The following is a 26,051-nucleotide window of genomic DNA, read 5'->3' as shown; positions in this document are numbered from 1 at the left end:
CTCTCTCATGGTGAATTCACAGCTCAGGTGTTGCGCCGCTTCAACGCTTTGGCATGAGCTATGAGGTCGCTGCCCCCGGACAATTGCGCAAACACGCCGAATGCCGCCATGCCGATCAAGACCAGTCCGCCCAGCCCAACAATGCGGCTCAGCAAATTGGAAGCCGAAATCCAGCTCTCAAGCCCGATAGATGCGTAATGAAGCACAACTCCCATCATCACACTTGCACCCAAAATCAGCAGAATTTTACGAACCACCGACATATCAGGCTGGAAATGCCCGCGCCGCCAAAGAACGATGACCAGCAGACCAGTGTTGATCCAACCGGCAATCGTTGAGGCAACTGCAATGCCGACATGCTGCAAAAATGGGAACAAGGCCAAAGACAGCGCGACATTGACCGCCATTCCAATGGCCGCAAACCACATCGGCGTCTTGGTGTCTTCGCGAGAGAAATACCCCGGTGAGAATACCTTGTTCAACACAAAGGCCGGAAGCCCAAAAGCAAATGCCGTCAAGGCGGCAGCTGTGCCCTGCGTCGCAATTGCATCAAACTGGCCGCGTTGAAAAAGAACCGAGACGATTTCACGCGGCAACACCGCCAGCGCCACGGCAGATGGCAGCGCCAGAACAAGAGAAAACTCAAGGGCATTATTGAGACTGCGTTGATACTGATCGACATTTCCGGCACGAAGTTGCCGGGTCAGGCTGGGCAAGAGAACCACGCCAATGGCAATACCAATCACGCCGAGCGGCAGTTGATAGAGACGATCCGCGTAATAGAGCAGTGCATTTGCGCCGTCCTGGAGCGAAGCAATCATCATCCCGACAGCAATATTGATCTGGGTGACGCCGCCAGCGATCACACCAGGAACTCCCAAAACAAGGAGGCGTTTCACCGACTTGGTATAGCGAGGGCGATAGATCGGGATGCGAAATCCCAATCGCTTCAAATCCCAGATAACAACCAACAGCTGGGCAACACCGGCAACCGCGACACCCATGGTTAGGATGATACCCAATGTCGTTGCATCCTCGACGCCATAGAAGATCACGCTGCCCAGAACTATGCTCATCACAATGTTCAGCATCACAGGCGCAAAGGCCGCAGCGGCAAAGCGCTGATACGTGTTCAAAACACCGCCAATGAAGGCCAGCATGGACATGAACACCAAATAGGGGAAAGCGATCCTCGACATCAGGACAGTCAGGTCAAATTTCAGAACGTCATCGACGAAGCCCGGAGCCAGTGCCCACACAACAGCAGGCATGAAAATCTGGGCCAACGCTGTCAGAATCAGCAAGCAGAAGAGCAAGCCGGAACCAATTTCACCAGCAAAACGCCGGGCTCCCTCATCGCCGTCTTCCTCAACAGCGCGTCCGAACAGGGGAATAAAAGCCGAATTAAATGCACCTTCCGCGAACAGCCTGCGGAACAGGTTGGGTAAGCGGAAGGCCACCACAAACGCCTCGGCCACAGGCCCGGTTCCGACTGCCGCTGCCAATAACACATCCCGTACGAAGCCAAGCACCCGGCTTGCCATCGTAGCGCCACCAACAGTCGCGAAGTTCTTCAAAAGGCTCATGTTTCAAATCTCATGGCCCGGGACCACCCGGCAACTGTGAAGTGTAATTAGGTCAGGACCCAGTAGCTTTAACGGGAAACCGATGCAGCCGAGCTCATGTTAAGTTTTCCATCAACGGCAGCTGACAGACGTTCCTGAATGATTTTTTGACGACTGATATTGGCGATCTTTTGCCCAATCAAATCCGTCACATAAAACACATCAACCACACGCTCGCCAAATGTGGAGATATGGGCTGAGCCAATATTGAGATTCAATGTGGCAATGGCTCTGGTCAGATCGAACAGAAGCCCGGACCGATCGAGACCCGTTATTTCCAGAACCGTGTACTCATCAGACCAGGAGTTGTTGACGAGAACATCGGCTTCCACCTTGAACGCTTTCATGCGCGCTTTGACGGAACCTTTCTTTGCAACATCTTCCGGAAGTTTCTCTTCGCCGCGCAAGGTCTTGCCAATCAGATCCGTGATCCGCTGACCACGCCTTTTTTCATCTGCATCATCGGGCAGAACTCGGCTGATAAAGATTGTATCCAGCGCAAAACCATCCGTTGTTGTATCGACCTGGGCGTCAACAATATTGGCCCCTGTGACGAAACAGGCCCCAGCCATGATTGACAAAAGCCGCGGATGATCCGGAGCAAGGACAGTAATTTCAGTCACACCCTCAAAGGAATGAGGCGTCACCTCGAAAGCCAATTTGTCACCGCTCTCATCTGCCTTGCGAATGACCTCTGCGTGGGCCAGTGCGCGCTGCGGGTCTATGCGAAGCCAATAGGCCTTATAAAGCCGATTGACATAAGCTTCCTTGGCCTCGTCACTCCAGTGATCCAGTTTAGCAAGGAGCGTTTGCTTGGCTTCTTCAACGGCCTGGCGATGCGAGACTTTGGTGTGGCCTCCGCTGAGGTGCGGCTCGCACTCATAATAGAGCGTCCGCAACAACTGCCCTTTCCAACCGTTGAAGACCCCTGGCCCAACAGCGCGAATATCCGCAACTGTCAAAATCAGGAGCAATTTCAAACGCTCCATTGATTGCACAACATGGGCAAAATCGGTAATCGTCTTGCGATCGGACAAGTCTCTGGACTGCGCAATGGTGCTCATGTCGAGATGATGCTCGATAAGCCAGGCGACCGTATCTGTTTCAGATGCGTTCAGACCAAACCGAGGGCAGAGCTTGCGTGCGATCTTCGCACCGGCGATGGAATGATCCTCCGGGCGCCCCTTGGCAATATCATGCAGGAACATCGCCACATAGAGAACCTTGCGCGTTTTCAGCGTGTTGATCAACTCCGTTGCCAGCGGATTATCATCCTCGCTATCGCCACGCTCGATTTCAGACAAAATACCAATTGAACGGATCGAGTGCTCGTCCACCGTATAGTGATGATACATATTAAACTGCATCATCGCGACGACCTTGCCGAAGTCCGGAACAAAGCGGCCTAGAACGCCCGCCTCATTCATCTTCCGCAAGGCCTTTTCAGGATTATTCCGCGAGGTCAAGATTGACAGGAACAACCTGTTCGCCAATGGGTCGTTACGCAGTTTTTTGTCGACCAGTTTCAACGAACGGCGAATGAGCTTGGTGAGCTCCGGATTCAGATGATAGCCGTACTTGTCAGCGATCTGAAACACCCGGATCAAGTTAATCGGATCGCTTTTGAAAACTGTGTCGGAATTGGATTTCAGCCGATTGTTTTCAACTGTAAACCCGGGGAAACCTTCGACAGGTTTTGCCATACCGACTGGGCGACCAAGCCTGAAGCGTTGCATCAACCCCGAAATTCCTTGGCCACGCGCTTCCTTGACGTGCTGACTTTCCAACGCTGCGCATAAAATACGGGTCAAATCACCGACATCCTTGGCAACGAGGAAATAGTGCTTCATGAAACGTTCGACGTCCCGCATGCCCGGATGCTGCGTGTAGCCAAGACGAATTGCGATTTCACGCTGAACATCAAAGGACAGGCGCTCTTCTGGCCGCCCGGCAAGAAAGTGCAAGTGACAGCGAACAGCCCAGAGAAAGTCTTCCGTCTTGATAAAGCGATTGTATTCCGACCTCGACAAGACGCCCTTTTTCACCAGGTCCAACTGACGCCGGACCTGAAAATGGTACTTGGAAATCCAGAACAGGGTGTTCAGATCGCGTAGGCCGCCCTTGCCTTCCTTGATGTTCGGTTCCACCAGATAACGCGATGTTCCCTGACGCCGATGCCGTTCGTCGCGCTCTTCCAACTTCGCAGCAATGAATTCAGAGCTGGTTCCTGCAACCACTTCATCATTGAACCGCTGATCGAGTTCTTTAAAGAGCGCCTCATCACCCCAGATATGGCGTGATTCCAGTACCGCCGTGCGGATCGTCATATCCTGTCTGGCCAGCCGAATGCACTCATCGATGTTCCGGGTGGCATGGCCAACCTTCAGGCCGAGATCCCAGAGCATGTAGAGGATGTATTCCACCACCTGCTCGCCCCAAGGGGTCTGCTTGTAGGGCAGGACAAACAGCAGATCGACGTCCGACTCCGGCGCAAGCGTACCCCGGCCATACCCGCCGACCGCCACAACAGAAATACGTTCGGCAGCAGACGGATTGGTGATCCGATAGACATGCCAGACTGCAAAGTCATAAATTACGCGGATCAATTCATCCTGAAGATGAGACAAACGCTTTGCGCATAGAAAGCCACCCCCGTCTTCATTAAGCTGTTTCTCTGCCAGAACGCGCCCGGCCTTCTTCGCCTCTTTCAATTCGGCAAGAACCTTCGAGCGAATTGCCAGATCCGATCCGTCGCCATCCGTTGCCCTGGTCAGGTCACTCAGGCGCAGGCGAAGAGCGTCAGCGTCAATAAGCCCGGTCAGGCTGTCGTGGGGGAGCTTCATGAGTCGGGCTGTCTTCCGTCTTGGCATTAAAAAAGCGCCGAACCTGCCGGTTCGCATCGCGCATTATAAAGGGCCGGGGGATAATGCTGTGTAAAGGCCATGCAATGGTAGAGAACGTCTAAACGCCATCCTTGGCCGAAACAACACGCAATTGATGCAGGAGATGAGACAAGGATTCCGCCGACAAGCCGCCAATGTTATTGGCCAAACGGTTAGCGAGCTCCGTTGTTTTTGGGTCCATCCCAGATGTATCGATGGTCACGCGGGGATCTGATAGCTCGGCAAGGCGTTGAATTTCTTCCGCTTCATCCCAGATCACGTTGAAATACGTAATGATGCGCTGAACAAGAAACCAGGTCGGCTTGCCACGTTTTCCGTGCTCCAGCGCAGACAGATAAGCACTCGAAACGCTTAAGGCCGCGGCCATTTCTTTCAGGGAAACGCCGCGCTTTTGCCTTAGCTCGCGGATTTTAGCTCCAAGTGGGGTCACGTTTTCACCTTCGCCTGCGAATACGCACGTAGAGTGCTCCAGAGCCACCGTGGCTCATATGAGCTTCCTCATAACCAACCACCAGTGAACGCATATCTGACATCCCAAGCCATTGTGGCACAACACGGCGCAAAATGCCTCGCTCATCCGTAAATGCGCCGCCTTCACCGCGTTTTCCCTTACCGGTGATCACCAACACCACTTTATGACCCGAGGCCTGTGCCTGATAAATGAAACCGCGCAGACGTTCATGAGCCTGGTGCTGTGTCATTCCATGCAAATCGATGCGGGCATCGATCGGTTTGACGCCGCGCACAAGTTTCTTCCGATAGCGATGCTCGAGTTGATGCAGCGGCGGCGGAGAAGGCGGCTTCACGACCGGTTCGGGCGCTCTGATCGCAGTTTCAGTCTTGGCACGCTGCTTTTTCTCAAGGGGCTTACCCTCAAATAATTCCGCAAAATTTTCAGGCTCGGGAGGCTTGGCTCGTTCTGTATGTAAAGGCGTCAGGGTCTTGGTGACTTTCGACCAGAGTTCCCGATCCTCGAAAGAAAGCTGCCCTTTGTTCCGCTTCTTCGACGGCTTCATTTGGTCCGGGCCTTTAAAGGCTTAGGTACCAACACTGTCATGCGAGCTGGATGGCGAATTTCGCCGGCCAGCTTTCCAGCTTCAAGGCCGGAGCCGATAAATAAATCCCCGCGCGCCGCGCCCTTGATCGCAGACCCCGTATCGTCGGCAATGACCAGTTTACCAGTTCCATGCTGTTTCAGATCAACAAGATCGTCCAGGTCCGCCTGCACAAAAACCGGCAGACCAAGGGTTATTTGATCCAGGTCGACCGCCAGGCTTCGCCCGGCAACCAATGGCAGTCCTGCAGCCCCGATCGGGCCATCAGCCGGGTTTTCGATATCGACTTCGCGGAAAAAGATAAAAGAACGATTTTGTGCCAGAAGCTCATCACGGCGCTCAGGGTTTTTCGCAAACCAGCGACGCAAGCCCTCCATTGTCAGCTGCTCCGGCGTGCCTTCGCCACGCTGAACAAGAATACGAGCCACTGATGAATAGGGATAGCCTGTCTTGCCAGCATACCCGACGCGCATCACCGAGCCATCGACCAGCTTCAAACGGGCAGACCCCTGCACATGAACAAAAAATGCCTCGACGGGATCCGCCAAATAGACCAGATCCAGCGCTTCATTTGCCAAGGCACCGTCCATGATTGCACCGCGATCAGGCAGCGGGACAATTCCTCGACTGGTCTTGCGCCCATGACTCAGATTGTCCGGCCAGTTTTTAGGACGATTGCTACTTGTGATGCGAACCAGTCCATCTGGCGCCTTCAACAGAGGAGCTGAAAATTCAGCTGTTTTCACTCTGGAGGCAGACAGTTCGGGCTCATAATAGCCGGTCACGAACCCTTTTGCTTCTATGAGATGGGGTTCGAATTCAGTCTCGAAAAACTGCCGGGCCGCTTGGCCATCGACAGTCGATACAGCTGTCGCTGATTGACAGAGGGCCGTTACACGGCTTTTCGACAAGCGAAACGGCCCGTTGGAAAACCCTGCCTTGGGTGTCTTGCAAAATCTCAGGAACGACTGAAGGGCGGCCCGGTGATCGTCCTCAGCCCAGCCCTCCAAGGCGGAATAGCTCGTTTTGACGGTCCGGCCAGATGAGCCGCTTGCCGCTGCTTCTGCAGAGATATTTTCTGCCAAAACGAACACCGCCCCAAGTGCCAGATACAACGCAAGCATACTGATCCGGTGGCACCTTGCGCGCACAGACCACATTACTCTGCAGATTCGGTCGCGACCAACTTCCAGTTCGGGTCCCGGGATGTTGTATCGCGGGCAAACGTCCAGATGTCGATGACCTCGGTGACCTTGCTCGGATCGCCGTCGATAACTTCACCAGACTTGTCCAATGTCGCTGAAATCAGCTGACTGCGGATTTTGATGGTCACTTGGGCCTGATTGTCTTTCAGCGCGGCTTCCACAATTTCAGCCTTATCGATACCAACAAATGTGGATTCGATTGTTTCTTCGCGCTTTTCACGGTCATCAATGGCTGAGACGAAGCCATCGTAGACTTCCTTGGACAGGAGGTTTTTCAGAGACTTACGATCACCAGCGGCGAATGCCATGACAATCATTTCATAAGCTGATCCAGCACCTTCAAGAAATGGCTCTGGCTCAAAGCTGCGATCCACAGACAGAATTTTGCGCAGGGCCTCATTGAGGGCTGAGCCTGCAGGCGCAACCTTCTCGATGACAACATCATCGCGCTTTTTCTGCTGCTCTGCTGATGGAGCCTGTGAAGCTCCCTGGCCTGGGAGCGGAATGACATTGTCGCTGTCGCTAGGCCCAGCGTTTTCGTCCGTTTCCTTGCGTTCGGATTTGGCATAGGGGTCAAACGGCGGACGTTCGTTGCCCGTGCGCTTACCCAGCACCGACCGCAACTTGAAAAGAATGAATACGGCCAGACCCAACAGAATCAGGTTAGTAAAGTCGAAAACTTCGTTCATTTCAAACTACCAGCTACCTTGTTTGGGCCCAGTTACCTTATTTTGCACATTGGACGGCGCCAGACAGATTGACGGCAGCGCACCCGAAGTGCATTCGATTAGTCCTATATAAGCGTCCTTGAACCAGCATCCAGAGGCAAGAGCAAGTCGGTAATTTATCAAAGGCGCATTTCAAAGCCTCAAAGTCCTCGCAATCCCTAGCCTAGATGCTTACCTTTAGCCAGAGTAACACAAAGACAACGGAAACTTCGTGGCCCTTTATATTCTTGCAGCTATCATTCTGCTGCCTCTCGCAGAGATTGCAGTCTTCATTCAAGTTGGCAGCGCCATTGGCGTTTTGCCGACCATTGTCCTGACCATCCTGACAGCCGTTGCCGGTACGATCATGTTGCGACAGCAAGGCCTGTCGTTGATCATGCGCATGCAGTCGGAAATGAATGCCGGACGTGTGCCGGGCGAAGACATCATGCATGGCGCAATGATCGTTCTTGCTAGCCTGCTGTTGCTCATCCCCGGTTTCATCACCGATGCCCTTGGCCTGCTGCTGTTCATTCCACCGATCCGCGTTGCAATCGCAAGGTTCATTGTTGCCCGGGCGAATGTAACCGTTGTTCAAGGCGGTACGGCTCGCGGAAATCAGAGACGCCCTCAAGATGACTTCGTTGACCTTGATGAAGGCGACTGGTCGCGCAGCTCGGATGATACAGAGCCAACCGGCGAGACCCCACGCATCAGCCCGTGGTCCGGCCACGACAAACCCAAGACTTGATACAACGCCTCACAGCATCGTGACCCTGCAGACCGTGAGATTGGCAGTTTTACGGCGTCGTTTAACCCATTGCTGTCACTTTTCACGTAAAACGTGCCGAGTTTTAAAAAAGCGGGGCAGCAGCGGTGACTTCATCACGCGTTGAGTGGGTGGATACTGCCAAGGGGATTTGCATCATTTTCGTTGTGATGATGCATTCCGTTCTGGGCGTTGAGGCAGCAGCCGGACAGGTCGGCTGGATGCATGCCGTTGTCGCTTTCGCTGCCCCTTTCAGGATGCCGGACTTCTTCCTGATATCCGGCCTTTTCCTGTCCAACGTCATCGCACGGGACTGGAAGCTCTACCTTGACCGAAAGGTCGTCCATTTCGCTTACTTCTACATTCTCTGGATGAGCATCCAATTCCTGTTCAAAGCACCGTTCTTTGCCGCTGAAGATGGTTGGGCCGCGGTTCCGGGGCTTTATCTTCTCGGCTTTGTGCAGCCATTTGGCACGCTCTGGTTCATCTATATGCTCCCCGTGTTTTTCGTAATTTCAAAGTTCGCCCATGACAAAGGCTTGCCCTGGCAAGCTATGCTGGGCGTTGCCGCGCTGTTGCACATTGCACCGATCCACACCGGTTCGCTCATCATCGATGAGCTCGCTTCCCGGTTCGTGTTCTTCTATGCAGGCTATGTATTTGCGCCGAAAATCTTTGAATTGGCCGACTGGGCTTCCTCCAGATTAGCGCTTTGCCTCGCGATTTTGGCCCTTTGGGCACTGGTCAATGGCAGCTTCGTCGCCCTTGGCTGGTCTGGGTTGTCAATTGTGACCCTTGTGCTCGGTGGAGCCGGTGCCATCGCCATTATCCTGACGAGTTCGCTGCTGGCCCAGGTTGGGCAGCTGCGCTTCCTGCCTTACTTCGGCGCGAACTCCATCGTCATCTATCTGGCGTTCTTCTTCCCAATGGGCGTTATGCGGATCGTCCTGCTGAAACTCGGGTTTTTGGACATCGGCACTGTGTCTCTCGTCGTGACCACTGTGTCGGTCATTAGTCCGATCATCCTTCTTTGGCTGATCCAGAAGACAGACCTCGGCTGGTTCCTGTTCAAAAGACCGGGTTGGGCTTATTTAAAAGGCACATTTGGAAGTTCCAGCACCCACCAGCCAGCCGAATAGCCTAAATCGACTGCGGAAAGGCCGCATTAGGCCTTTTCTCGGAAGGCCCTTAGGGGCATGATCCGCGCCATGTCTAATAATGCTTCAATCCCCGCTCTCACCGCTGACGACCACCTTATTCTGGTCGATGGTTCCACGTTCATTTTCCGTGCCTATCACGCGCTGCCGCCGTTGACGCGCAAGCCTGATGGGCTGCCTATTGGCGCGGTCTCCGGCTTCTGCAACATGCTGTGGAAGCTGCTGCAGGAGGGACTCACACCGGAAAAAGGCGATGAACCGACACACTTTGCGGTGATTTTTGATCATTCTTCGAAGACATTCCGCTCTGATATTTATCCCGAGTACAAGGCGCAGCGTCCACCGCCGCCAGAAGACCTGATTCCCCAATTCGGTTTGATACGAGAAGCGACAAAGGCTTTTTCCGTCCATAGCGTAGAACAGGAAGGTTTTGAGGCCGATGATCTGATCGCGACCTATGCCGTTCAGGCCGCTAAAATGGGCGCACGAGTGACAATTGTCTCAGGCGACAAGGATCTGCTGCAGCTGATCGGGCCGAACGTCGGCATGATCGACACCATGAAGAACAAGATCTTCGGCGAGCCGGAAGTGTTTGAGAAATTCGGCGTCGGTCCGGACAAGGTCATTGAGGTTCAGTCGCTAGCAGGCGATAGCGTTGACAATGTGCCGGGCGTTCCGGGCATCGGCCTGAAGACCGCCGCCTTGCTGATCAACGAATACGGCGATCTGGAAACACTGCTGTCTCGCGCTGGCGAAATCAAACAGAACAAGCGCCGGGAAAACCTGATTGAATTTGCCGAACAGGCCCGCATTTCCAAGCAGCTGGTGACTTTGAAACAAGACGTACCGGTTGATGTTCCCGTCACCGATCTGTCGGTCACTGATCTCAATGGCCCGAAAGCTGTCGGCTTCCTGAAAGCCATGGGCCTCACCACGCTAACAAAGCGGGTTGCCGAGACAACCGGTGCGGAAGCCGCGAATATCGAAGCGGACGATTTTCAGGTTCCTGGCTGGCATATTCCCGATCACAAGGGGCGCATGGTCGAACATGCTGCCCCCGCTGCTGCACTTTCCGCTGACAGCACGGCCCCCGGCGCAGAACCTTTGCCAAATGGCATGATGGTGCCGCAGACCGTTGCGACAGCCCGTGCACATGCGGCTGCATCAGCCCCAATCGATGCTTCCGACTATGAGACCGTCACGACACTGGAGCAGCTTAAGTCCTGGATCGCAGAAGCCTATGAAGTTGGCTACGTGGCATTCGACACAGAAACCACATCTCTTGATGCCATGCAGGCAGACCTTGTTGGCTTATCACTCTGCTCGAAAGTCGGAAAAGCCTGCTATGTGCCGCTTGCCCATGTGGACGGTGAAGGCGATCTTCTGGGTGGTGGCGGTCTGGTCGAAGGGCAAATTCCAATGGCCGAGGCGCTCGCTGCACTGAAGCCAATGCTGGAAGACCGCGGCGTCCTAAAGATTGCCCAGAATCTCAAATACGACTGGCTGGTGATGACCCGCCACGGCATCGACATCAGCCCTGCCGACGACACCATGTTGCTGTCATATACGCTGGATGCGGGCAAGGGCGGAAACGGCATGGACGAGCTGTCCGAGCGCTGGCTCGGCCACAAGCCAATCCCGTTCAAGGAAATCTGCGGTTCTGGCAAGTCGATGATCACCTTCGATAGGGTGCCAATCGACAAGGCATCGGCCTATGCGGCGGAAGATGCCGATGTCACTCTACGCCTTTGGCAGGTGCTGAAGCCAAGGTTGGCAAGCGAACGCATGGCAACCGTCTATGAAAAGCTTGAACGGCCAATGGTGCCGGTTCTGGCGCGGATGGAAAAACGCGGCATCTCGGTTGATCGGCAGATGCTATCCCGGCTATCCGGCGACTTTGCCCAGGGCATGGCAGGGCTGGAAGATGAAATCTATCAGCTGGCCGGCGAGCGCTTCAACATCGGCTCGCCCAAGCAGCTTGGCGACATTCTGTTCGGCAAGATGAACCTTCCAGGTGGCAAGAAAACCAAGACCGGTGCGTGGTCAACGTCGGCCTCCGTTCTGGATGATCTGGCTGTGGAGGGTCACGAATTACCGTCCCGCATCGTATCATGGCGTCAGCTCTCCAAGCTCAAATCCACCTATTCCGATGCACTTCCGGGACGTATTCACCCGGATACGAAGCGGGTTCACACGTCCTATTCTCTGGCGGCAACGACCACCGGGCGTCTCTCGTCGTCTGAGCCAAACCTGCAGAACATTCCGGTGCGGACAGAAGAGGGCCGAAAAATCCGACAGGCCTTTGTCGCAGCGACCGGCCACAAGCTGATTTCTGCCGATTACAGCCAGATCGAATTGCGTGTGCTCGCCCATATGGCGGACATTCCACAGCTGAAAAAAGCCTTTGAGGACGGTCTCGATATTCACGCGATGACCGCAAGTGAGATGTTCGGTGTGCCGATTGAAGGCATGGATCCGATGATCCGCCGACAGGCCAAGGCCATCAACTTCGGTATCATCTACGGTATTTCAGCCTTTGGCCTTGCCAACCAGCTTGGTATCGGACGCGGTGAGGCAAGCGCTTACATCAAGACCTATTTCGAACGCTTTCCGGGCATCAAGGACTATATGGAAGCAATCAAAAAAGACGTTCACGCCAACGGATATGTCAGCACCATTTTCGGACGCAAGGCGCATTATCCGGAAGTGAACACCAAGAACCCGAACATGCGCGCCTTTTACGAGCGGGCCGCCATCAACGCCCCGATCCAGGGCTCAGCCGCCGATATCCTGCGCCGCGCCATGGTGCGGATGGAAGACCGGCTAGATGCCTCAAAGCTCGATGCGCAGATGCTGTTGCAGGTCCACGATGAACTGATCTTCGAAGTGCCCGGGTCCCAGGTTGATGCGACTATTTCACTCGTTCGCGAGGTCATGGAAAAAGCCTGTGAGCCTGTGCTCCAACTCTCCGTGCCCCTTCAGGTCGACGCCAGAGCTGCGGACAATTGGGACGAGGCGCATTAAAGTTTCGAGCAGGCTGGTTATTCCAGCCCGGCAGCTTTGCGCAGAGCCGTGTTGATGCGCGCCTGCCAACCGGGACCGCCTTCCTGAAAAAATGCCAGGACCTCATTGTCGAGACGAATAGAGACGGATTCCTTGCCCACGGGCATGGACAGAGTGTTTGATTTTGGAGCTTCTGCAACGGGCTTGGTGGTCGCGGATTTAAACAAGGCCTCAGCACGGTCAATGGCACTTGTGGTACGGCGCGGCGGGTAAGCCATGGATTCAATTCCAATCATTTTGGGATGAAGTCTTGAGCATACCCGGAATGCCGCTAGGTGAAAGCGAGAAATCAGCAACATTGCAAAATACTCCCATGAGATAGCGCTCCAAATGCAAAATCACCGGTTTGACAGCCATATATCAACGCCCAAACCCGATTTTTGGCTGATTTAAAACAACACCACTCCGTGCTCTTTGGTCATGTTCTATTTATGTTCTTGCCTCACTCATGTAAGTGCTTTAGCATCATATGCAATCAAGGGTGGAGTTAGCCATGGTCAGCCGTGTCACAACGGTCGCTTTTCAAGGCATTGAAGCATTGCCTGTCGACGTCCAGGTGCAAGTCGGTCCGGGGATGGTTGCCTTCACAGTGGTTGGCCTGCCGGACAAGGCGGTTGGCGAAAGTCGCGAACGTGTCCGCGCCGCATTGCATGCCTCAGGCCTGGCGTTGCCAGCCAAGCGCGTCACCGTCAATCTCGCACCCGCAGATCTGCCCAAGGAAGGATCCCACTACGACCTTCCAATCGCCCTCGGGGTCATGGCAGCGATTGGCGCCATTCCTGCTGACATGCTCGCAGGCTATGCGGTACTCGGGGAATTGGGGCTTGATGGTATGTTGGCTCCAGTTGCGGGTGTCCTTCCTGCAGCTATGGGGGCCAATGCACTGGGCAAAGGCTTAATCTGTCCCGCCGCCAGCGGTGCGGAAGCAGCATGGGCGGACGCAGACATGGACATTTTGGCTCCCGTCTCCCTGATCCAGCTCGCCAATCATTTTAAAGGCACACAGGTTCTGTCTCGCCCAGCGCCAAGACTTCAAAATGCTCCCAATTCCCTGCCGGATCTCAGCGAAGTCAAGGGACAAGAGACCGCCAAACGCGCGCTAGAGATCTCGGCAGCTGGCGGGCATAACCTCCTCATGTGCGGCCCTCCAGGGGCGGGGAAGTCCATGCTGGCAAGCCGACTGCCGTCGATCCTCCCGCCCTTGCGCCCGCGCGAACTGCTGGAAGTCTCGATGATTGCCTCACTGGCAGGAGAGTTGGCCGACGGCCGACTGACAGATCGCCGTCCGTTTCGCGCGCCGCATCATTCTGCCTCCATGGCAGCTCTCGTCGGCGGCGGCATAAAAGCAAAGCCGGGAGAAGTCTCGCTGGCGCACAACGGCGTGCTGTTCCTTGACGAACTTCCCGAATTCAATCCCCAGGTGCTGGATAGTCTGCGCCAGCCACTGGAGAGCGGCCAAGCTGTGATCGCCCGCGCAAACCACCGGGTGTCTTATCCGGCCAGGATCCAGCTGATTGCGGCCATGAACCCGTGTCGCTGTGGATATGCAGGCGAACCCGGACATCAATGCAAGCGCGGCGCAAGGTGTGCGACAGATTATCAAGCCCGTGTCTCGGGACCGCTTCTGGATCGGATTGATCTGAGAATTGATGTGCCTGCGGTCACCGCCGCCGACCTGATCACGCCGGGAACCTCGGAAAGCTCAGCGATCGTGGCTGAACGTGTGAGCAAAGCACGTGATATTCAGCGGGAGCGATTTGTTGAATGCGGGATAAACGCACTGACCAACGCGGAAGCCCCCGCCTCGGTGATTGAGACAATTGCTGCCCCTGATGCCGCTGGACTGCAGTTTCTACACGAGGCTGCCCACAGTCTGGCATTGAGCGCCCGTGGCTATCATCGGGTCATGAAGCTCGCGCGGACCCTGGCTGATCTCGACGGGCTAAGCACAGTCGGACGGGTCCACCTTGCCGAGGCTCTGAGTTATCGCGGTCAGGACCTGTCACGACAGGCTGCCTGATGTTTGCCCGACCTTGAATATTGCAAACCAATCCTCAAAAGAAACGGTTTCTCAAAGCTTATCAAACATAGTGGTGCCAAATCGTGACGTAGTAGAGAGTATCGGTCTTGGGCAGCCAGAACACAAAACACGGCGACGTATCGCATAAGGCATCTCAGACACCGTCTGAAGAGCTGGCGCAAAAGAGACCGTCTTTGAAAACGCTGGTCTGGCCGACCGGACCAACAACAACCAAAGTCCCGAACCAGGATAACCTGGAAGAAGGCCCTGTACTCCGGCCACTTGATTTGAAAACCCCTTCAAAACCGCTGCTGATACTCTCCACCGTTGGTGCAGCTGGCGGCGCTTTGGCAGCATTTCTTCTTGTTAGCTCCCCATCAACCCAACTGCTGGCGATCGGGCTGGCTTTCTTTGCCGGAGCAATGGCAGTCTGGCGCCTTGTTGCGGACGACCAAAAACGGGCTGCTGAGGCTCTCGAGCACAGCCAGGCCAGAGTGAAACGGCTGGCGGGCCGATGTGAAGAACTCGAAGACAGTGCATGGGAGCTTCGCGAAAGCGACGAGCGCCATGCCAATATTCTCCACACACTCGGCGACATCGTCATTCGGCGCGACACATCAAGTACCGTGGTTTATGCGAATACCGCAGCTTTGGAGGCATTTGGATCACAAACCAATGTACTCACCGGATTTCCATTAACCTTGCCACGCGCAACACAGGCTACGCCAACTCACAAAAAGGATGGCATAGACTCAGATGACGGCTTCGGAGATCTGCTCTTGCAGACAAACCGGGGACCACGATGGTTTTCGCGCATTGACATCAGCGTGCGCGAAATCGCATCGGATCAGCCATTGATCCAGACCGTTTTGCGTGATGTGACCGACCGCAGGATGGTTGAGGATGAATTGTTGGCCGCCCGACATTCGGCAGAAAGTTCAAATGAAGCCAAATCACGCTTTCTCGCTACCGTCAGCCATGAAATCCGCACACCGCTGAACGGCATCCTGGGGATGGGCGCACTATTGCGCGATACAAGGGTAACCAAGGAACAAACCGCCTATATTGAAGCCTTGGAGACCTCTGGCGAGACGTTGCTTCTTTTGATCGACGAAGTGCTGGATTTCTCAAAAGTGGAAGCTGGAAAGCTTGAGATCCAGGCCGAATTGACGCCTCTGGCGGCGCTGGCAGAAAACGTCGTCGAACTTCTCGCTCCCAAAGCCCACGTAAAAGGATTGGAAATCGGGACACGGATCGACCCGGCCCTGCCAGATCAGGTCACTGTAGATGCAGCCAGGGTTCGGCAAATCCTCTTCAACCTAGCGGGCAACGGGGTGAAATTCACAGACTTTGGCGGTGTTTCCATTGAGATCGATGGACGCGCGAACCCGGAAGGCGGCTGTTTCCTGGACATCAGCGTTCGCGACACCGGGATTGGATTTGAAAAGGCCCAGGCAGATCGTCTGTTCATGGAATTCGAGCAGATTGATCATGGACCCGCCCGAAAATTCGGCGGTACCGGCCTAGGCCTCGCCATCGCCCAACGACTGGCCGGTCTTATGGGGGGGGCGATCTCTGCGGAGCAGGATGAAACCTCAGGTGCCGTTTTCAAACTGGCTCTGCCCGTGCCCGAGGCTCTGAAGCAGCTCTCTGAAATCCCGGCACCCGAAGTTCAAGCAAAAACGATTGCGATCATCAGCAGCGGCCAAGTCGAAGTCCCCTTACTTGCCGGCCGTCTGCGCGCAGAGGGCCTTAACGTCAAGCTGGCCGTACCTGGTGCTGACGAAATGCAAGACCTTCTTACGTCTGCCGATCTTGTGATCGTCCAAAATGCGTCCCTTCCGGATAGTGGAGGATGGCTCGCTTCTGCACGCCTGGCAGGATGCCAAGCTCCTGCAATTGTTCTGGTTTCGCCACCTGAACGCGATCGCCTCGCGCGCCTTCGAGAAGCCGGTTACGCCGCCTACCTCATTCGCCCGGTTCGTATGGAAAGCCTCTCGCAAGCCATCACCGGGCTGTTGCAAGACGATACAGATAATAATTTTTGGGACGTCAATAGTGACGCTCTGCCAATTGGAAAATCGCGGAAAGCCGATTTGGCTCCAGCACGCCCCCTTCGGCTGCTTGTTGCTGAGGATAACGACATCAACAGGCTTCTCAGTGAGGCTCTTCTGCGAAAACTTGGACATGAACCTGTCATGGTCATTGATGGGGAAAAAGCCGTCGAAGCCGCAGCAGATACAAGATTCGATGCCATCCTTATGGACCTGCATATGCCCGGTCTCGATGGCATCGGTGCCATTCACCAAATCCGGGCACATGAGACGGCAGAGGGCCACTCACATGTCCCCATTCTCATGGTGACCGCCGATGTCATGCAGGATGCGCGAGACAAGGCTGCCGCTGCTGGGGCAGCGGGTTATCTCACCAAGCCACTGTCAGCAGATGCGATCCGGGACGCATTGGCTGCTATGAGCAATGCAGACGGTCAGACCAAAATGGATGCAAACTAGGCTTTCGTCGATCCCCGTTGAAACCTGACGTCGTCTTGAAATTTCCCCGGCAAGCCCTTGCCAAGCTCACCAACGTCTATCTTTTGCCAGCTTAACATGCCATTCAACTGAAAAACCTGAGCATTTGGTCACCGTCATTGATTTGTCGGAAAACTATGGTCTACAGCAGAATTACAGATGTATCTTGCATTTACTTGGTCGTTTACCGGCAAAGGTAAAATGTAAAATAGAACAATCCGTTCGGCGAGAAAACGAATGCCAGACACCGAAAAACAAAATAGAGGCCGAACATCCATGATGCGGTCAGGCATGTTTTCACCACGGAAACTCGTACAAAAATTCACGCCAAACGGACGCCCGCTGCCACACTGGATGCCACTTACCGCAAAAGCCAACATGGCAAGCGAATTGGCAAACCCCAGACCGGAAAGCCTGGGGCGTATTGGCCCCCTTGAGGTCCGTCTGGCACGCAATGCAAAGGAAGTAAAAAAAGCCCAACGTCTGCGATATCAGGTTTTTTACGAAGAAATGTCTGCCGTTGCCGATGCCGTCACCCAGGCTACTCGCCGTGACGCAGATCCGTTTGACGCTTTCTGCGACCATCTTCTGGTGATCGATCATTCCTCCATGAAGCGGAACAAGCTTGGCCGATTGAAGCCGGAAATCGTCGGCACCTATCGACTCCTGCGGCAGGATGTTGCCAACAGCCAAGGCGGTTTCTATACCGCCAGCGAATTCGACATCCAGACTCTTTTGGATGCCAATCCAGACAAGAATTTTCTGGAGCTCGGCAGGTCTTGCGTTTTGAAACCTTATCGCAACAAGAAGACGGTCGAACTCCTGTGGCACGGAATCTGGGCCTATGTGCTTCAACACGGCATTGATGTCATGATCGGCTGCGCCTCAATCGAAGGCACCAATCCTGATACAATCGCAGATCAGCTTTCCTTTCTGCACCATAACGCCAGAGCGCCAAAAGACTGGCGGGTTCGTGCTTTATCGGAACGCTATGTGGAGATGAACAGGCAGAGCACTGACGAGTTCAAACCCAAGGAATCTCTTAGAGCACTGCCGCCTCTGGTCAAAGGCTACCTGCGACTAGGCGCCTACATTGGGGATGGCGCAGTGGTTGATCACCAATTCGGGACGACTGACGTATTGATCATCATGCCCGTGTCAGAGCTGAATTCACGTTATGTGAATTATTATGGTGCCGACGCCAGCCGTTATGCGAGCTGAAGCGGCCCATAAGCGTCCGTATCAATCACCTGGCTGTGGACCATCGTATCCTTCAACGATAATGACATCTCCCTCTGACGCCGTTTCGCGCAGAGCCTTCGCCTTGGAATACTCTGGCGATTTATAGCAGGCCATGGCCGTGGCATAGTCCGGAAACTCGATGACGACATTTCGTGACCGAGCCTCACCTTCCATGGTCTCAAACTTCCCGGCGCGGACCAGAAATTTTCCTTTATACTTTGAAAATGCCTCTGCATTTGCAGCTACATAGCTTTTGTAACCTTCCAAATCGTCGACATCGACACGAGCAACCCAATAAGCCTTGGTCATTTTTTCTCCATTTCCATGCATCTGACTAACCGGTTTTCAAGTCGGTCAACAAGTCCTGAATACACTGCCCGGAACGGGCTTGCCTTAACGCAGTCTTAAATTGACCCCAGCTATTGTCTACATCAGCTCTGGCGGCGATATATCCGTCGCTTTTCATGGGAAAATATAACAGATGGCGCGCAGGCAGCGGATCGAGCCAAAGTTTGAAAATGAAGCACCGCCGTCTTCTCTCGACTTGCGCGTGACCCAGCGTGACAGATCGTCCAAGCCCGCCGCCAAAAAGCCCCGAAAAAAAACATCAAAGCCTTCGCCGAAAGCTGCAGCAAAAACCCAGTCCCGCCGACAGCCCCCACGCTCTGGCAAAGGCCGGGGAGGCGGAACCCGTAAAGGCGGGAGAAAATCAACGAACAGAGCACAGGCCTGGCCAATCAGATTGTTAAAACGCGCCCTTTACTGGGGCTGCGTTCTGGGTATCTGGGGCGGAATTTTCGTTGTCGGTATCCTTGGCTATTACGCCGCCTATTTGCCACCCACATCAGAGTGGCAGGTGCCGCAAAGGCCGCCAAACGTCAAAATCGTATCAGCTGACGGCTCATTGCTGGCCAACCGTGGCGACACAGGCGGCGAGGCCGTGCGACTAGAGCAATTGCCGTCTTATCTTCCCAATGCGGTTATTGCCATTGAAGATCGGCGCTTCCGATCTCATTTTGGGCTGGATCCTATAGGCCTGGTTCGGGCAGTTTACATCAACCTGACCGCAGGAACCCTGAGGCAGGGCGGATCCACGCTGACCCAACAGCTGGCGAAAAACCTGTTTCTTGAGCCGGACCGAACATTAAAGCGGAAAATGCAGGAACTCGTCCTGTCCCTTTGGCTGGAAGCAAAATTCTCCAAGGATGACATCCTGGAAATGTATCTGAACCGGGTCTATCTCGGATCAGGTGCTTATGGTGTGGATGCTGCGGCCAGACGCTATTTCGGAAAATCAGCGCGCCTTGTCACAGTGGCTGAAGCTGCAACACTGGCCGGGCTCTTGAAAGCTCCGTCGCGCTACTCACCAGCCAACAATCCGGATCTTGCCAAAGCACGTGCGCAACTGGTGCTGGCTGCCATGCATGACGAAAATTACATCACAGCCGAGGAAGCCAAAACCGCGCTGGCATCGCCTGCAACAGCGGTGCGCCGGCACACAACAGCAAGCTCAAACTACGTTGCAGACTGGGTCATGGACGTTCTTCCCCATTACGTCGGATCTCTCGATAGAGATATCATCGTCGACACCACCATTGATACGTCCCTTCAGCGCGCAGCAGAAAGCGCTCTGAAGACAGCACTTGCCGACAATCGGACGAAACTGGGTGTCAGCCAGGGTGCAATTGTTACGCTAGACACCGCCGGAGCCGTCAAAGCACTGGTCGGCGGTGCTGATTATTCCAAGAGCCAGTTCAATCGGGCCGTCTATGCCAAACGTCAACCCGGCTCAGCGTTCAAGCCCTTCGTCTATCTGACCGCTCTGGAAAAGGGCATGACACCAGACACGATCCGGCAAGATGCGCCGATCACCATCAAAGGCTGGTCGCCACAGAACTATTCGAAGCAGCACTACGGAAACGTCAGCCTGACCAGAGCGCTGAGCCTTTCGCTCAACACGGTCGCTGCGCGACTGGCTTATGAAGTTGGGCCAAGCGCAATTATTAAAACCGCAAAAAAGATGGGCATCTCATCGGAATTGAAGCCAAACCTCTCCATTGCACTTGGGACATCTGAAGTCACTCCACTGGAGATCGCGTCAGCATACGTACCCTTTTCCAACGGCGGTTACGGTGTTCTCCCGCATGTGATTCGCAGAATCAAAACCGTCGACGGAAAACTGTTGTTCTCCCGAAAAGGGGACGGTCGAGGGCGTGTGATTTCCCGCCAGAATGTCGGTGAAATGAACCGAATGATGACTGAAACACTGCTCACCGGAACCGGTAAAAAGGCCCAATTGACCCAAAACCGTCCGGCTGGTGGCAAGACCGGTACAAGTCAGGATTTCCGGGATGCATGGTTCATCGGCTATACTGGAAATCTGACAACAGCGGTCTGGCTCGGCAACGACAATAATTCACCAACGAAGAAAGCTACCGGCGGATCTCTGCCAGCCGTGATCTGGAAAGAGACCATGGAAGCGGCCCATAAGAACATGGCGGTTGTGAATCTTCCCGGCGTTTCCAATTACGGGCTACAAACCGTCACGCCAAGTGCCAAGGCTCCCACGCCACGTTCCAACGTCGGATCGGGTGGGGATATCATCCGCCCACCGGCCGGCGAGGGAACCGGCGGACCGATTAACCTGCTGAAAAACCTATTTGGCGGTTAACTGGTGCTGCTACTGTCACCTTATCCATAGCCATGCAGGCGGGCACCGTTCTCCTTAAGCCACTTGCGCGCTTCATTCGTATTGGGTGCCAACTCTTCGCACACCCGCCAAAAACGGCGAGAGTGGTTCATTTCGCGCAAGTGAGCCACTTCATGGGCTGCGACGTAGTTGAGAATATCTGGCGGGGCCAGGATCAAGCGCCATGAGAATGACAACCTGCGATTTAACGCGCAGGAGCCCCACCGGCTTTTCGTGTCGCGAATGGAAATAGCAGCGATTTCTTCTTCAAGTCTCGCCGCATAGAAATGCGATGCCCTCGTGAGGTCGACTTTGGCTTGGTTTTTCAACCAGGCCGTCAGCTTGCGCGGAATATGCCCCTCTGCCCCTGGCACCAGAATCTCAGGTTGGTCGCCACCTCGAACATCCACGAGGCCGCGAAGTTTTCCCGTTGCAACGATGAGATGATCCTCACCGCGCAAAGGTATGACATCCCCGGGGCGCAAAGCGACATGATCCGGGCGCTTGTCCAACCGCTCCAGCAACCAGTCGACATGCTGTCGGGCAAAGCGTTCAGCCCGGGCAAGATCACCACCTCCGGGGATGGTCAGCACAGGGCCGGAATAGTCTGCTGGCAAACGTAATAGGTAACGCTTTGCACGCGGGTCCGCCCTCAGGCGAATACGGAGGGGAGCGCCGTCTCCATCAATCTCAATGTGGTCTGGAAGCACCGACTTTCGGCGCGGGCGCAGTAACATAAGCTTCATTCGCCAGTTTCGAATCAGGGTAAAGGCAGTCTACTTGCTGGCCTTAAACGACGAAAGCGGCGCATTAGGTGCGCCGCTCTCCGTCACATATGCAGTTCGCAGAAGTCGCCTTCCGATCACAATGTGTTCGGTACTCCATGGTTTTTTGCATTCATGAAGCGATCAAACTCTTCCTGATCTTTCGCTTTGCGCAAATCACGAAGATAATCGTCGAAGTCACTGCGCATACGATCAAGCCTATCACGCTCTTCTTCAAGGCGTTTCAGCTCCTTCTCCCGGTAATCGTCAAAAGCGACATTGCCGGTGCGAGCGTAAGCAGTTCCCGTAGTCATGTTGTCCATTGCTCCCTTGATAGAACTAGAGCGCCATTGAGCGCGCGCATCCTGTGCCATGTCCTGAAAACGATCACCCCACAAAATATATGCGAGCATGGCGAGACCCAGAGGCCAAAATGCCATGAAGCCAAGGACCATGAGACCGATAGTCACCGGGGTCCATGCAGGTTTAATCTTACAACTTGCTGTCGTCATTGTTTCACCCATGATTGACATCCACAATAGATCAGGTGGGGGGTGCAATTCGGCAATTCAAGCAAAAACGGCAAAAATTAGGCGCAAGGAAGTGTCTAACTAGCTTAGTCAAAAGAAAAGGGACCACTACTGAAATGCATGGCCCCTCGACTTCAAATAATTGTTTTATAAGCAGGAATAACCTTTAACTTACAGCCTCTGACAACTTCTGAGCCTGTTCAATCCAGCCATTGCGCAAAAGACGTCCACGGAGGTTGAGCTTGTCATCCAATTCCTGAATTTGCTCAGCTGTCAGGCTCGCAATCTGCCAAAAATGGAAAATCCCGGCTTCATTCAAGGTCGCCTCCAGTTTAGGGCCCACGCCATTGATCGCCTTAAGATCATCAGAAACCCCACGTGGGCTGGACAGCAGAATCTTGGCCAATGGATCGACCTTCTTGCCAGTCTTTGCAGCAGGCTTAACCACAGCCTTTGCTGCTGGCTCAGGGGTCGCCTTTACAGGCGGTGTTTCCGGCTTTGCAGTTGACGATTTTTTACCCGCGCGATTTGACTGGATGAAATCCATCACCCGTGGGCAAATTTCAGATCTCCAACGAGAGCCGTTGAAAACGCCATAATGGCCAACATTAGGTTGCTCGTAGTGAACCTTCATCGCATCAGGGATATTGTTGCAAAGCGCATGAGCAGCCTTTGTCTGACCACGGCCTGTAATGTCGTCCTTTTCGCCCTCTACAGTCAAAAGCGCGGTCCGGCGGATCTTGCTGCAATCCACCAAAGTACCATCGTGCATCAAGGTGCCCATCGGCAAGGAATGCTCAATAAACACGGCCTCAACAGTCTGAAGATAAAATTCAGCCGTCAAATCCATCACAGCCAGATATTCATCGTAAAAGTCACGGTGCTTTTCAGCGCCATCGCCATCATTCTTGACCAGATCCTGGAAAAAATCCTTGTGAGCTGTCATGTGGCGATCAAGATTCATCGACATGAAACCGGTCAACTGCAGGAAGCCGGGATAAACGTCGCGCATGCACCCTGCATGCGGGAAGGGAACCTTCACCACGACATTGCGCTTGAACCATTCAATGCCTTTGTCCATGGCAAGATCATTGACAGCAGTTGGCGCAACGCGGGTATCGATAGGCCCACCCATCAAGGTCATTGATGCCGGAACATCCGGATCATCTCGGCTTTCCATCACAGCGACTGCGGCCAAAACCGGCACAGATGGCTGACACACACCGAGAACATGCGTATCAGGACCCAGAAACTGCAGCATCGAGATGATGTAGTCGATGTAATCGTCAAGATCGAACTTGCCGTCGCTCAAGGGAACCATGCGCGCATCGATCCAGTCGGTCACATACACATCGGCGCGCGGCAGAAGCTCTTCAACAGTTCCGCGCAGCAGCGTTGCGTAGTGTCCAGACATCGGGGCAACGACCAGAATCTTCGGATCATCCTTGCCGCGATCCGTATCTCTATCGAAGTGGATCATGTTGCAGAATGGGCTCGACCAAACGATGTCCTCAGTGACCGGAACCTTAACTCCGCTGACCGTGGTTTCCTTAAGCCCGAAAGCTGGCTTGCTGTAGCGGCGGGTTACACGCTCCAAAACTTCACACCCTGCTGCAACTGACCGGCCGTATTCTGTGTGGGCCATCGGATTGAGCGGGTTTTGAAAGTAAAGCCGTGTCATGTCAGCAATTGCCCTGACAGGGCTCATTGCGGCATGATTGAGTTCGTAGAGATGGTAGTACGGCACGCGCACGTCTCCTTGCGAATTCACCCCGGCGCAAATGCCGGTCAGCGTCTGCGACGCTTTTTTGCATTGCAGCATAATAAACCAAACACACGATACGTAGCAATACTGCTAATAATTAAGAATTTTTAGGCGTCTATCTATAAAAAATTGATCTGGTCAATAGTCCACAAGCATAGCGATCATACGTTAAACCCATGATTTAGAAGATAAAACCGCCGATATTGAGGTGACTATGCTGCCAAGTCGGCGACGACGGCATCCAAAACGGAAAAGCCATTCGGTGTCGCGCGAAGCCGGTTACCCGCCAGCTCCTCAACCATTCCATGTTCAATAAGGACAGCAAGGCGGCCCGGGTCAATCTTCCGATGGGCAAGTGCTTCGTATCGCGCGACGTCGATTCCCTCAACGAGACGGAGCCCCATCAAGAGGTATTCGTCGCCCTGTTCTTCTTCACTCAGACCTGCGTTTTCGATCACGCCATGACCATTGACTTCGACATCTCCAAGCCAGCTTTCCGGATGACGCTCAGTCGCTGTAGCCAATCTGCTAACACCAACAGAAAGGCGACCATGCGCGCCTGGGCCAACGCCGACGTAGTCACCGTAGCGCCAATAAACCAGATTATGACGACATTCCGCACCCGGCTTAGCGTGATTGGACACCTCATAAGCGGGCAGTCCATGGGCTTCAGTCACTGATTGGGTCAACTCATAGAGTTCTGCGCCAAGTTCCGGCTCCGGAATCTTGAGCTTGCCAGCATGATACAAAGTGTAGAACGGCGTGCCTTCCTCGATCGTCAACTGGTAGAGCGAGAGATGGTCCGCTGCTAAAGAGATCGCACGCTCCAACTCGCTCTGCCAGGCTTCAGCGGTTTGACCGGGCCGGGCATAAATCAGATCAAACGAAAGTCGCGGAAAGGTATTTCGTGCCATTTCAATAGCTCTGAGAGCCGTATCAGCGTCGTGTAATCGCCCAAGAAGTTTCAAGTCGCGGTCATGCAAGGACTGAACACCAAGCGACACCCGGTTTACCCCAGCAGATCGATAGCCCCGGAACCGTTCCGCCTCAACGCTGGACGGATTGGCCTCCATCGATATTTCCACATTGTCATCCATGGACCAGAGGCCAGAGATGCAATCCAGAATACGCTCGACGGTTTTCGGAGCCATCAATGATGGCGTGCCACCGCCCAGAAAGATCGAATTGACGGTTTTTCCCTTGGTCAGGTCGGCAAAATGCTTCAGTTCACGCTCAAAGGCCGCAACGAAACGATCCTGATCCACCGGCTGATGGCGCACATGGGAATTGAAGTCGCAGTAAGGACATTTGGCCGCACAGAACGGCCAATGCACATAGATGCCGAACCCGCTATCGCGGGATGTCATCAGACGGTCGGACATCAATCCTCCAAGCAGGCTTTGGAGAACAGCTGAAACGCCCGTGCACGATGAGACAAAGCAGGTCCGGTTTTCGACCAGCCGTGCTTTTCTTCAGAAGTCATTTCCCCAAATGTCCGCTCATGGCCATCCGGCTGAAATACCGGATCATAGCCGAAACCTTTTTCTCCGCGAGGCGGCCAGACAATTTGGCCTTCCGAATCCCCTCGGAAGAATTCCGTGTGACCATCAGGCCAAGCCAGGCAAAGAACCGCCACAAAAGATCCGCGGCGCTGATCAGGGTTCATAGCACCCTTTTGCTGCAGCTTTTCTTCCACGTTACGCATAGCCATGGCGAAATCCTTATCAGGCCCCGCCCAGCGCGCTGAATAAATGCCAGGATCACCGTCCAGAGCCGCCACACAGAACCCGCTGTCATCGGCCAAGGAGGGAAGCCCCGAAGCGTTTGCGGCGGCCACTGCCTTCAATTCCGCGTTCGCCTCAAAAGTTGTTCCCGTCTCTTCGGGTTCAGGCAAATCGAGTTCGCCAGCAGACACGACGTCAAAGCCGTAGGGCGCAAGAAGTTCGTTGATCTCGCGGATCTTGCCCTTGTTGTGACTGGCAACGACCAGGCGACCTGGTTCAAGCTTTCGATTGCTCATGAGACT

Annotated in this window: 20 protein-coding genes; 7 read left to right on the top strand and 13 right to left on the bottom strand. The window is 54.3% G+C overall.

Annotated elements, in window-relative coordinates; genetic code table 11:
* Positions 1–23 precede the first annotated feature (23 nt).
* The 6 genes from murJ to V6575_RS13000 form a co-directional block, all read right to left on the bottom strand.
* The gene (gene murJ, locus V6575_RS13025; protein WP_340274861.1) at positions 24–1,586 is read right to left on the bottom strand and encodes a murein biosynthesis integral membrane protein MurJ; all 1,563 of its coding nucleotides are present in this window, start codon (positions 1,584–1,586) and stop codon (positions 24–26) included.
* Positions 1,587–1,654: 68 nt separating this feature from the next.
* Positions 1,655–4,468 (bottom strand): [protein-PII] uridylyltransferase, encoded by a 2,814-nt coding sequence (locus V6575_RS13020; RefSeq protein ID WP_340274860.1) that lies wholly within the window; start codon positions 4,466–4,468, stop codon positions 1,655–1,657.
* A 118-nt stretch (positions 4,469–4,586) separates the two neighbouring features.
* Positions 4,587–4,958, bottom strand: coding sequence for a helix-turn-helix domain-containing protein (locus V6575_RS13015; RefSeq protein WP_340274858.1), 372 nt, complete (start codon positions 4,956–4,958; stop codon positions 4,587–4,589).
* 4 nt (positions 4,959–4,962) lie between these two features.
* The gene (locus V6575_RS13010; protein ID WP_340274857.1) at positions 4,963–5,544 is read right to left on the bottom strand and encodes a Smr/MutS family protein; all 582 of its coding nucleotides are present in this window, start codon (positions 5,542–5,544) and stop codon (positions 4,963–4,965) included.
* Positions 5,541–6,707: a murein transglycosylase A gene (gene mltA, locus V6575_RS13005; protein WP_340274855.1), complete on the bottom strand. Its 1,167-nt coding sequence runs from the start codon at positions 6,705–6,707 to the stop codon at positions 5,541–5,543. Before mltA ends, V6575_RS13010 begins: the two co-directional genes overlap by 4 nt.
* 35 nt (positions 6,708–6,742) lie before the next feature.
* On the bottom strand, positions 6,743–7,477 hold the full coding sequence (locus V6575_RS13000) for a Tim44/TimA family putative adaptor protein (RefSeq protein WP_340274854.1): 735 nt from the start codon (positions 7,475–7,477) through the stop codon (positions 6,743–6,745).
* A gap of 250 nt (positions 7,478–7,727) precedes the next feature.
* On the opposite strand from V6575_RS13000, the gene V6575_RS12995 reads away from it, so the two are divergent.
* From V6575_RS12995 to polA, 3 genes are all read left to right on the top strand, one after another.
* Positions 7,728–8,246: an FxsA family protein gene (locus tag V6575_RS12995; RefSeq protein WP_340274853.1), complete on the top strand. Its 519-nt coding sequence runs from the start codon at positions 7,728–7,730 to the stop codon at positions 8,244–8,246.
* Between the two features lie 125 nt (positions 8,247–8,371).
* Complete coding sequence (locus tag V6575_RS12990) at positions 8,372–9,403, top strand: acyltransferase family protein (RefSeq protein WP_340274852.1); 1,032 nt, start codon at positions 8,372–8,374, stop codon at positions 9,401–9,403.
* A gap of 57 nt (positions 9,404–9,460) precedes the next feature.
* Complete coding sequence (polA, locus tag V6575_RS12985) at positions 9,461–12,445, top strand: DNA polymerase I (protein ID WP_340274850.1); 2,985 nt, start codon at positions 9,461–9,463, stop codon at positions 12,443–12,445.
* A gap of 17 nt (positions 12,446–12,462) precedes the next feature.
* On the opposite strand, the gene V6575_RS12980 is transcribed toward polA, so the two are convergent.
* The gene (locus tag V6575_RS12980; RefSeq protein WP_340274848.1) at positions 12,463–12,702 is read right to left on the bottom strand and encodes a BrnA antitoxin family protein; all 240 of its coding nucleotides are present in this window, start codon (positions 12,700–12,702) and stop codon (positions 12,463–12,465) included.
* 275 nt (positions 12,703–12,977) lie between these two features.
* Between V6575_RS12980 and V6575_RS12975 the strand changes: the two genes are divergently transcribed.
* The 3 genes from V6575_RS12975 to olsB all read left to right on the top strand — a co-directional run bounded on the left by V6575_RS12975 (position 12,978) and on the right by olsB (position 18,256).
* Positions 12,978–14,504, top strand: a complete 1,527-nt coding sequence (locus tag V6575_RS12975) for a YifB family Mg chelatase-like AAA ATPase (protein ID WP_340274847.1) — start codon at positions 12,978–12,980, stop codon at positions 14,502–14,504.
* A gap of 107 nt (positions 14,505–14,611) precedes the next feature.
* Entirely contained in the window at positions 14,612–17,017 is a 2,406-nt protein-coding gene (locus V6575_RS12970) for a response regulator (protein ID WP_340274845.1), read from the top strand.
* A 372-nt stretch (positions 17,018–17,389) separates the two neighbouring features.
* On the top strand, positions 17,390–18,256 hold the full coding sequence (gene olsB, locus V6575_RS12965) for a l-ornithine N(alpha)-acyltransferase (RefSeq protein WP_340274922.1): 867 nt from the start codon (positions 17,390–17,392) through the stop codon (positions 18,254–18,256).
* A gap of 21 nt (positions 18,257–18,277) precedes the next feature.
* On the opposite strand, the gene V6575_RS12960 is transcribed toward olsB, so the two are convergent.
* Positions 18,278–18,586 carry a DUF1330 domain-containing protein gene (locus tag V6575_RS12960; protein WP_340274843.1) on the bottom strand — a complete coding sequence of 103 codons (309 nt, stop codon included), beginning with the start codon at positions 18,584–18,586 and terminating at the stop codon, positions 18,278–18,280.
* 172 nt (positions 18,587–18,758) lie between these two features.
* Between V6575_RS12960 and V6575_RS12955 the strand changes: the two genes are divergently transcribed.
* A complete protein-coding gene (locus V6575_RS12955; RefSeq protein WP_340274840.1) occupies positions 18,759–20,948 on the top strand; it encodes a transglycosylase domain-containing protein in 2,190 nt (729 codons plus the stop codon).
* Positions 20,949–20,968: 20 nt separating this feature from the next.
* On the opposite strand, the gene V6575_RS12950 is transcribed toward V6575_RS12955, so the two are convergent.
* From V6575_RS12950 to rdgB, 5 genes are all read right to left on the bottom strand, one after another.
* Positions 20,969–21,712, bottom strand: coding sequence for a M48 family metallopeptidase (locus V6575_RS12950; protein WP_340274838.1), 744 nt, complete (start codon positions 21,710–21,712; stop codon positions 20,969–20,971).
* 116 nt (positions 21,713–21,828) lie between these two features.
* Entirely contained in the window at positions 21,829–22,254 is a 426-nt protein-coding gene (locus tag V6575_RS12945; protein WP_340274836.1) for a DUF2852 domain-containing protein, read from the bottom strand.
* A 172-nt stretch (positions 22,255–22,426) separates the two neighbouring features.
* Positions 22,427–24,007, bottom strand: a complete 1,581-nt coding sequence (gene phaZ, locus V6575_RS12940; protein WP_340274834.1) for a polyhydroxyalkanoate depolymerase — start codon at positions 24,005–24,007, stop codon at positions 22,427–22,429.
* A gap of 230 nt (positions 24,008–24,237) precedes the next feature.
* Positions 24,238–25,407, bottom strand: coding sequence for a radical SAM family heme chaperone HemW (gene hemW, locus V6575_RS12935; RefSeq protein WP_340274833.1), 1,170 nt, complete (start codon positions 25,405–25,407; stop codon positions 24,238–24,240).
* Positions 25,407–26,045: an RdgB/HAM1 family non-canonical purine NTP pyrophosphatase gene (gene rdgB, locus V6575_RS12930; protein ID WP_340274832.1), complete on the bottom strand. Its 639-nt coding sequence runs from the start codon at positions 26,043–26,045 to the stop codon at positions 25,407–25,409. Before rdgB ends, hemW begins: the two co-directional genes overlap by 1 nt.
* Between the last annotated feature and the right edge of the window lie 6 nt (positions 26,046–26,051).

Origin of the sequence: Roseibium algae (genome assembly GCF_037783265.1) — a bacterium.
Classification (GTDB): Bacteria; Pseudomonadota; Alphaproteobacteria; order Rhizobiales; family Stappiaceae; genus Roseibium; species Roseibium algae.
This window is presented reverse-complemented; position numbering and strand designations above follow the sequence as displayed.

What these genes read in the sequence shown, in the direction of transcription:
- murJ (WP_340274861.1), bottom strand. Translation starts at nt 1,586, where the DNA reads ATGAGCCTTTTGAAGAACTTCGCGACTGTTGGTGGCGCTACGATGGCA.
- V6575_RS13020 (WP_340274860.1), bottom strand. Translation starts at nt 4,468, where the DNA reads ATGAAGCTCCCCCACGACAGCCTGACCGGGCTTATTGACGCTGACGCT.
- V6575_RS13010 (WP_340274857.1), bottom strand. Translation starts at nt 5,544, where the DNA reads ATGAAGCCGTCGAAGAAGCGGAACAAAGGGCAGCTTTCTTTCGAGGAT.
- mltA (WP_340274855.1), bottom strand. Translation starts at nt 6,707, where the DNA reads ATGCTTGCGTTGTATCTGGCACTTGGGGCGGTGTTCGTTTTGGCAGAA.
- V6575_RS13000 (WP_340274854.1), bottom strand. Translation starts at nt 7,477, where the DNA reads ATGAACGAAGTTTTCGACTTTACTAACCTGATTCTGTTGGGTCTGGCC.
- polA (WP_340274850.1), top strand. Translation starts at nt 9,461, where the DNA reads ATGATCCGCGCCATGTCTAATAATGCTTCAATCCCCGCTCTCACCGCT.
- V6575_RS12980 (WP_340274848.1), bottom strand. Translation starts at nt 12,702, where the DNA reads ATGGCTTACCCGCCGCGCCGTACCACAAGTGCCATTGACCGTGCTGAG.
- V6575_RS12975 (WP_340274847.1), top strand. Translation starts at nt 12,978, where the DNA reads ATGGTCAGCCGTGTCACAACGGTCGCTTTTCAAGGCATTGAAGCATTG.
- olsB (WP_340274922.1), top strand. Translation starts at nt 17,390, where the DNA reads ATGCCACTTACCGCAAAAGCCAACATGGCAAGCGAATTGGCAAACCCC.
- V6575_RS12960 (WP_340274843.1), bottom strand. Translation starts at nt 18,586, where the DNA reads ATGACCAAGGCTTATTGGGTTGCTCGTGTCGATGTCGACGATTTGGAA.
- V6575_RS12955 (WP_340274840.1), top strand. Translation starts at nt 18,759, where the DNA reads ATGGCGCGCAGGCAGCGGATCGAGCCAAAGTTTGAAAATGAAGCACCG.
- V6575_RS12950 (WP_340274838.1), bottom strand. Translation starts at nt 21,712, where the DNA reads ATGAAGCTTATGTTACTGCGCCCGCGCCGAAAGTCGGTGCTTCCAGAC.
- V6575_RS12945 (WP_340274836.1), bottom strand. Translation starts at nt 22,254, where the DNA reads ATGGGTGAAACAATGACGACAGCAAGTTGTAAGATTAAACCTGCATGG.
- hemW (WP_340274833.1), bottom strand. Translation starts at nt 25,407, where the DNA reads ATGTCCGACCGTCTGATGACATCCCGCGATAGCGGGTTCGGCATCTAT.
- rdgB (WP_340274832.1), bottom strand. Translation starts at nt 26,045, where the DNA reads ATGAGCAATCGAAAGCTTGAACCAGGTCGCCTGGTCGTTGCCAGTCAC.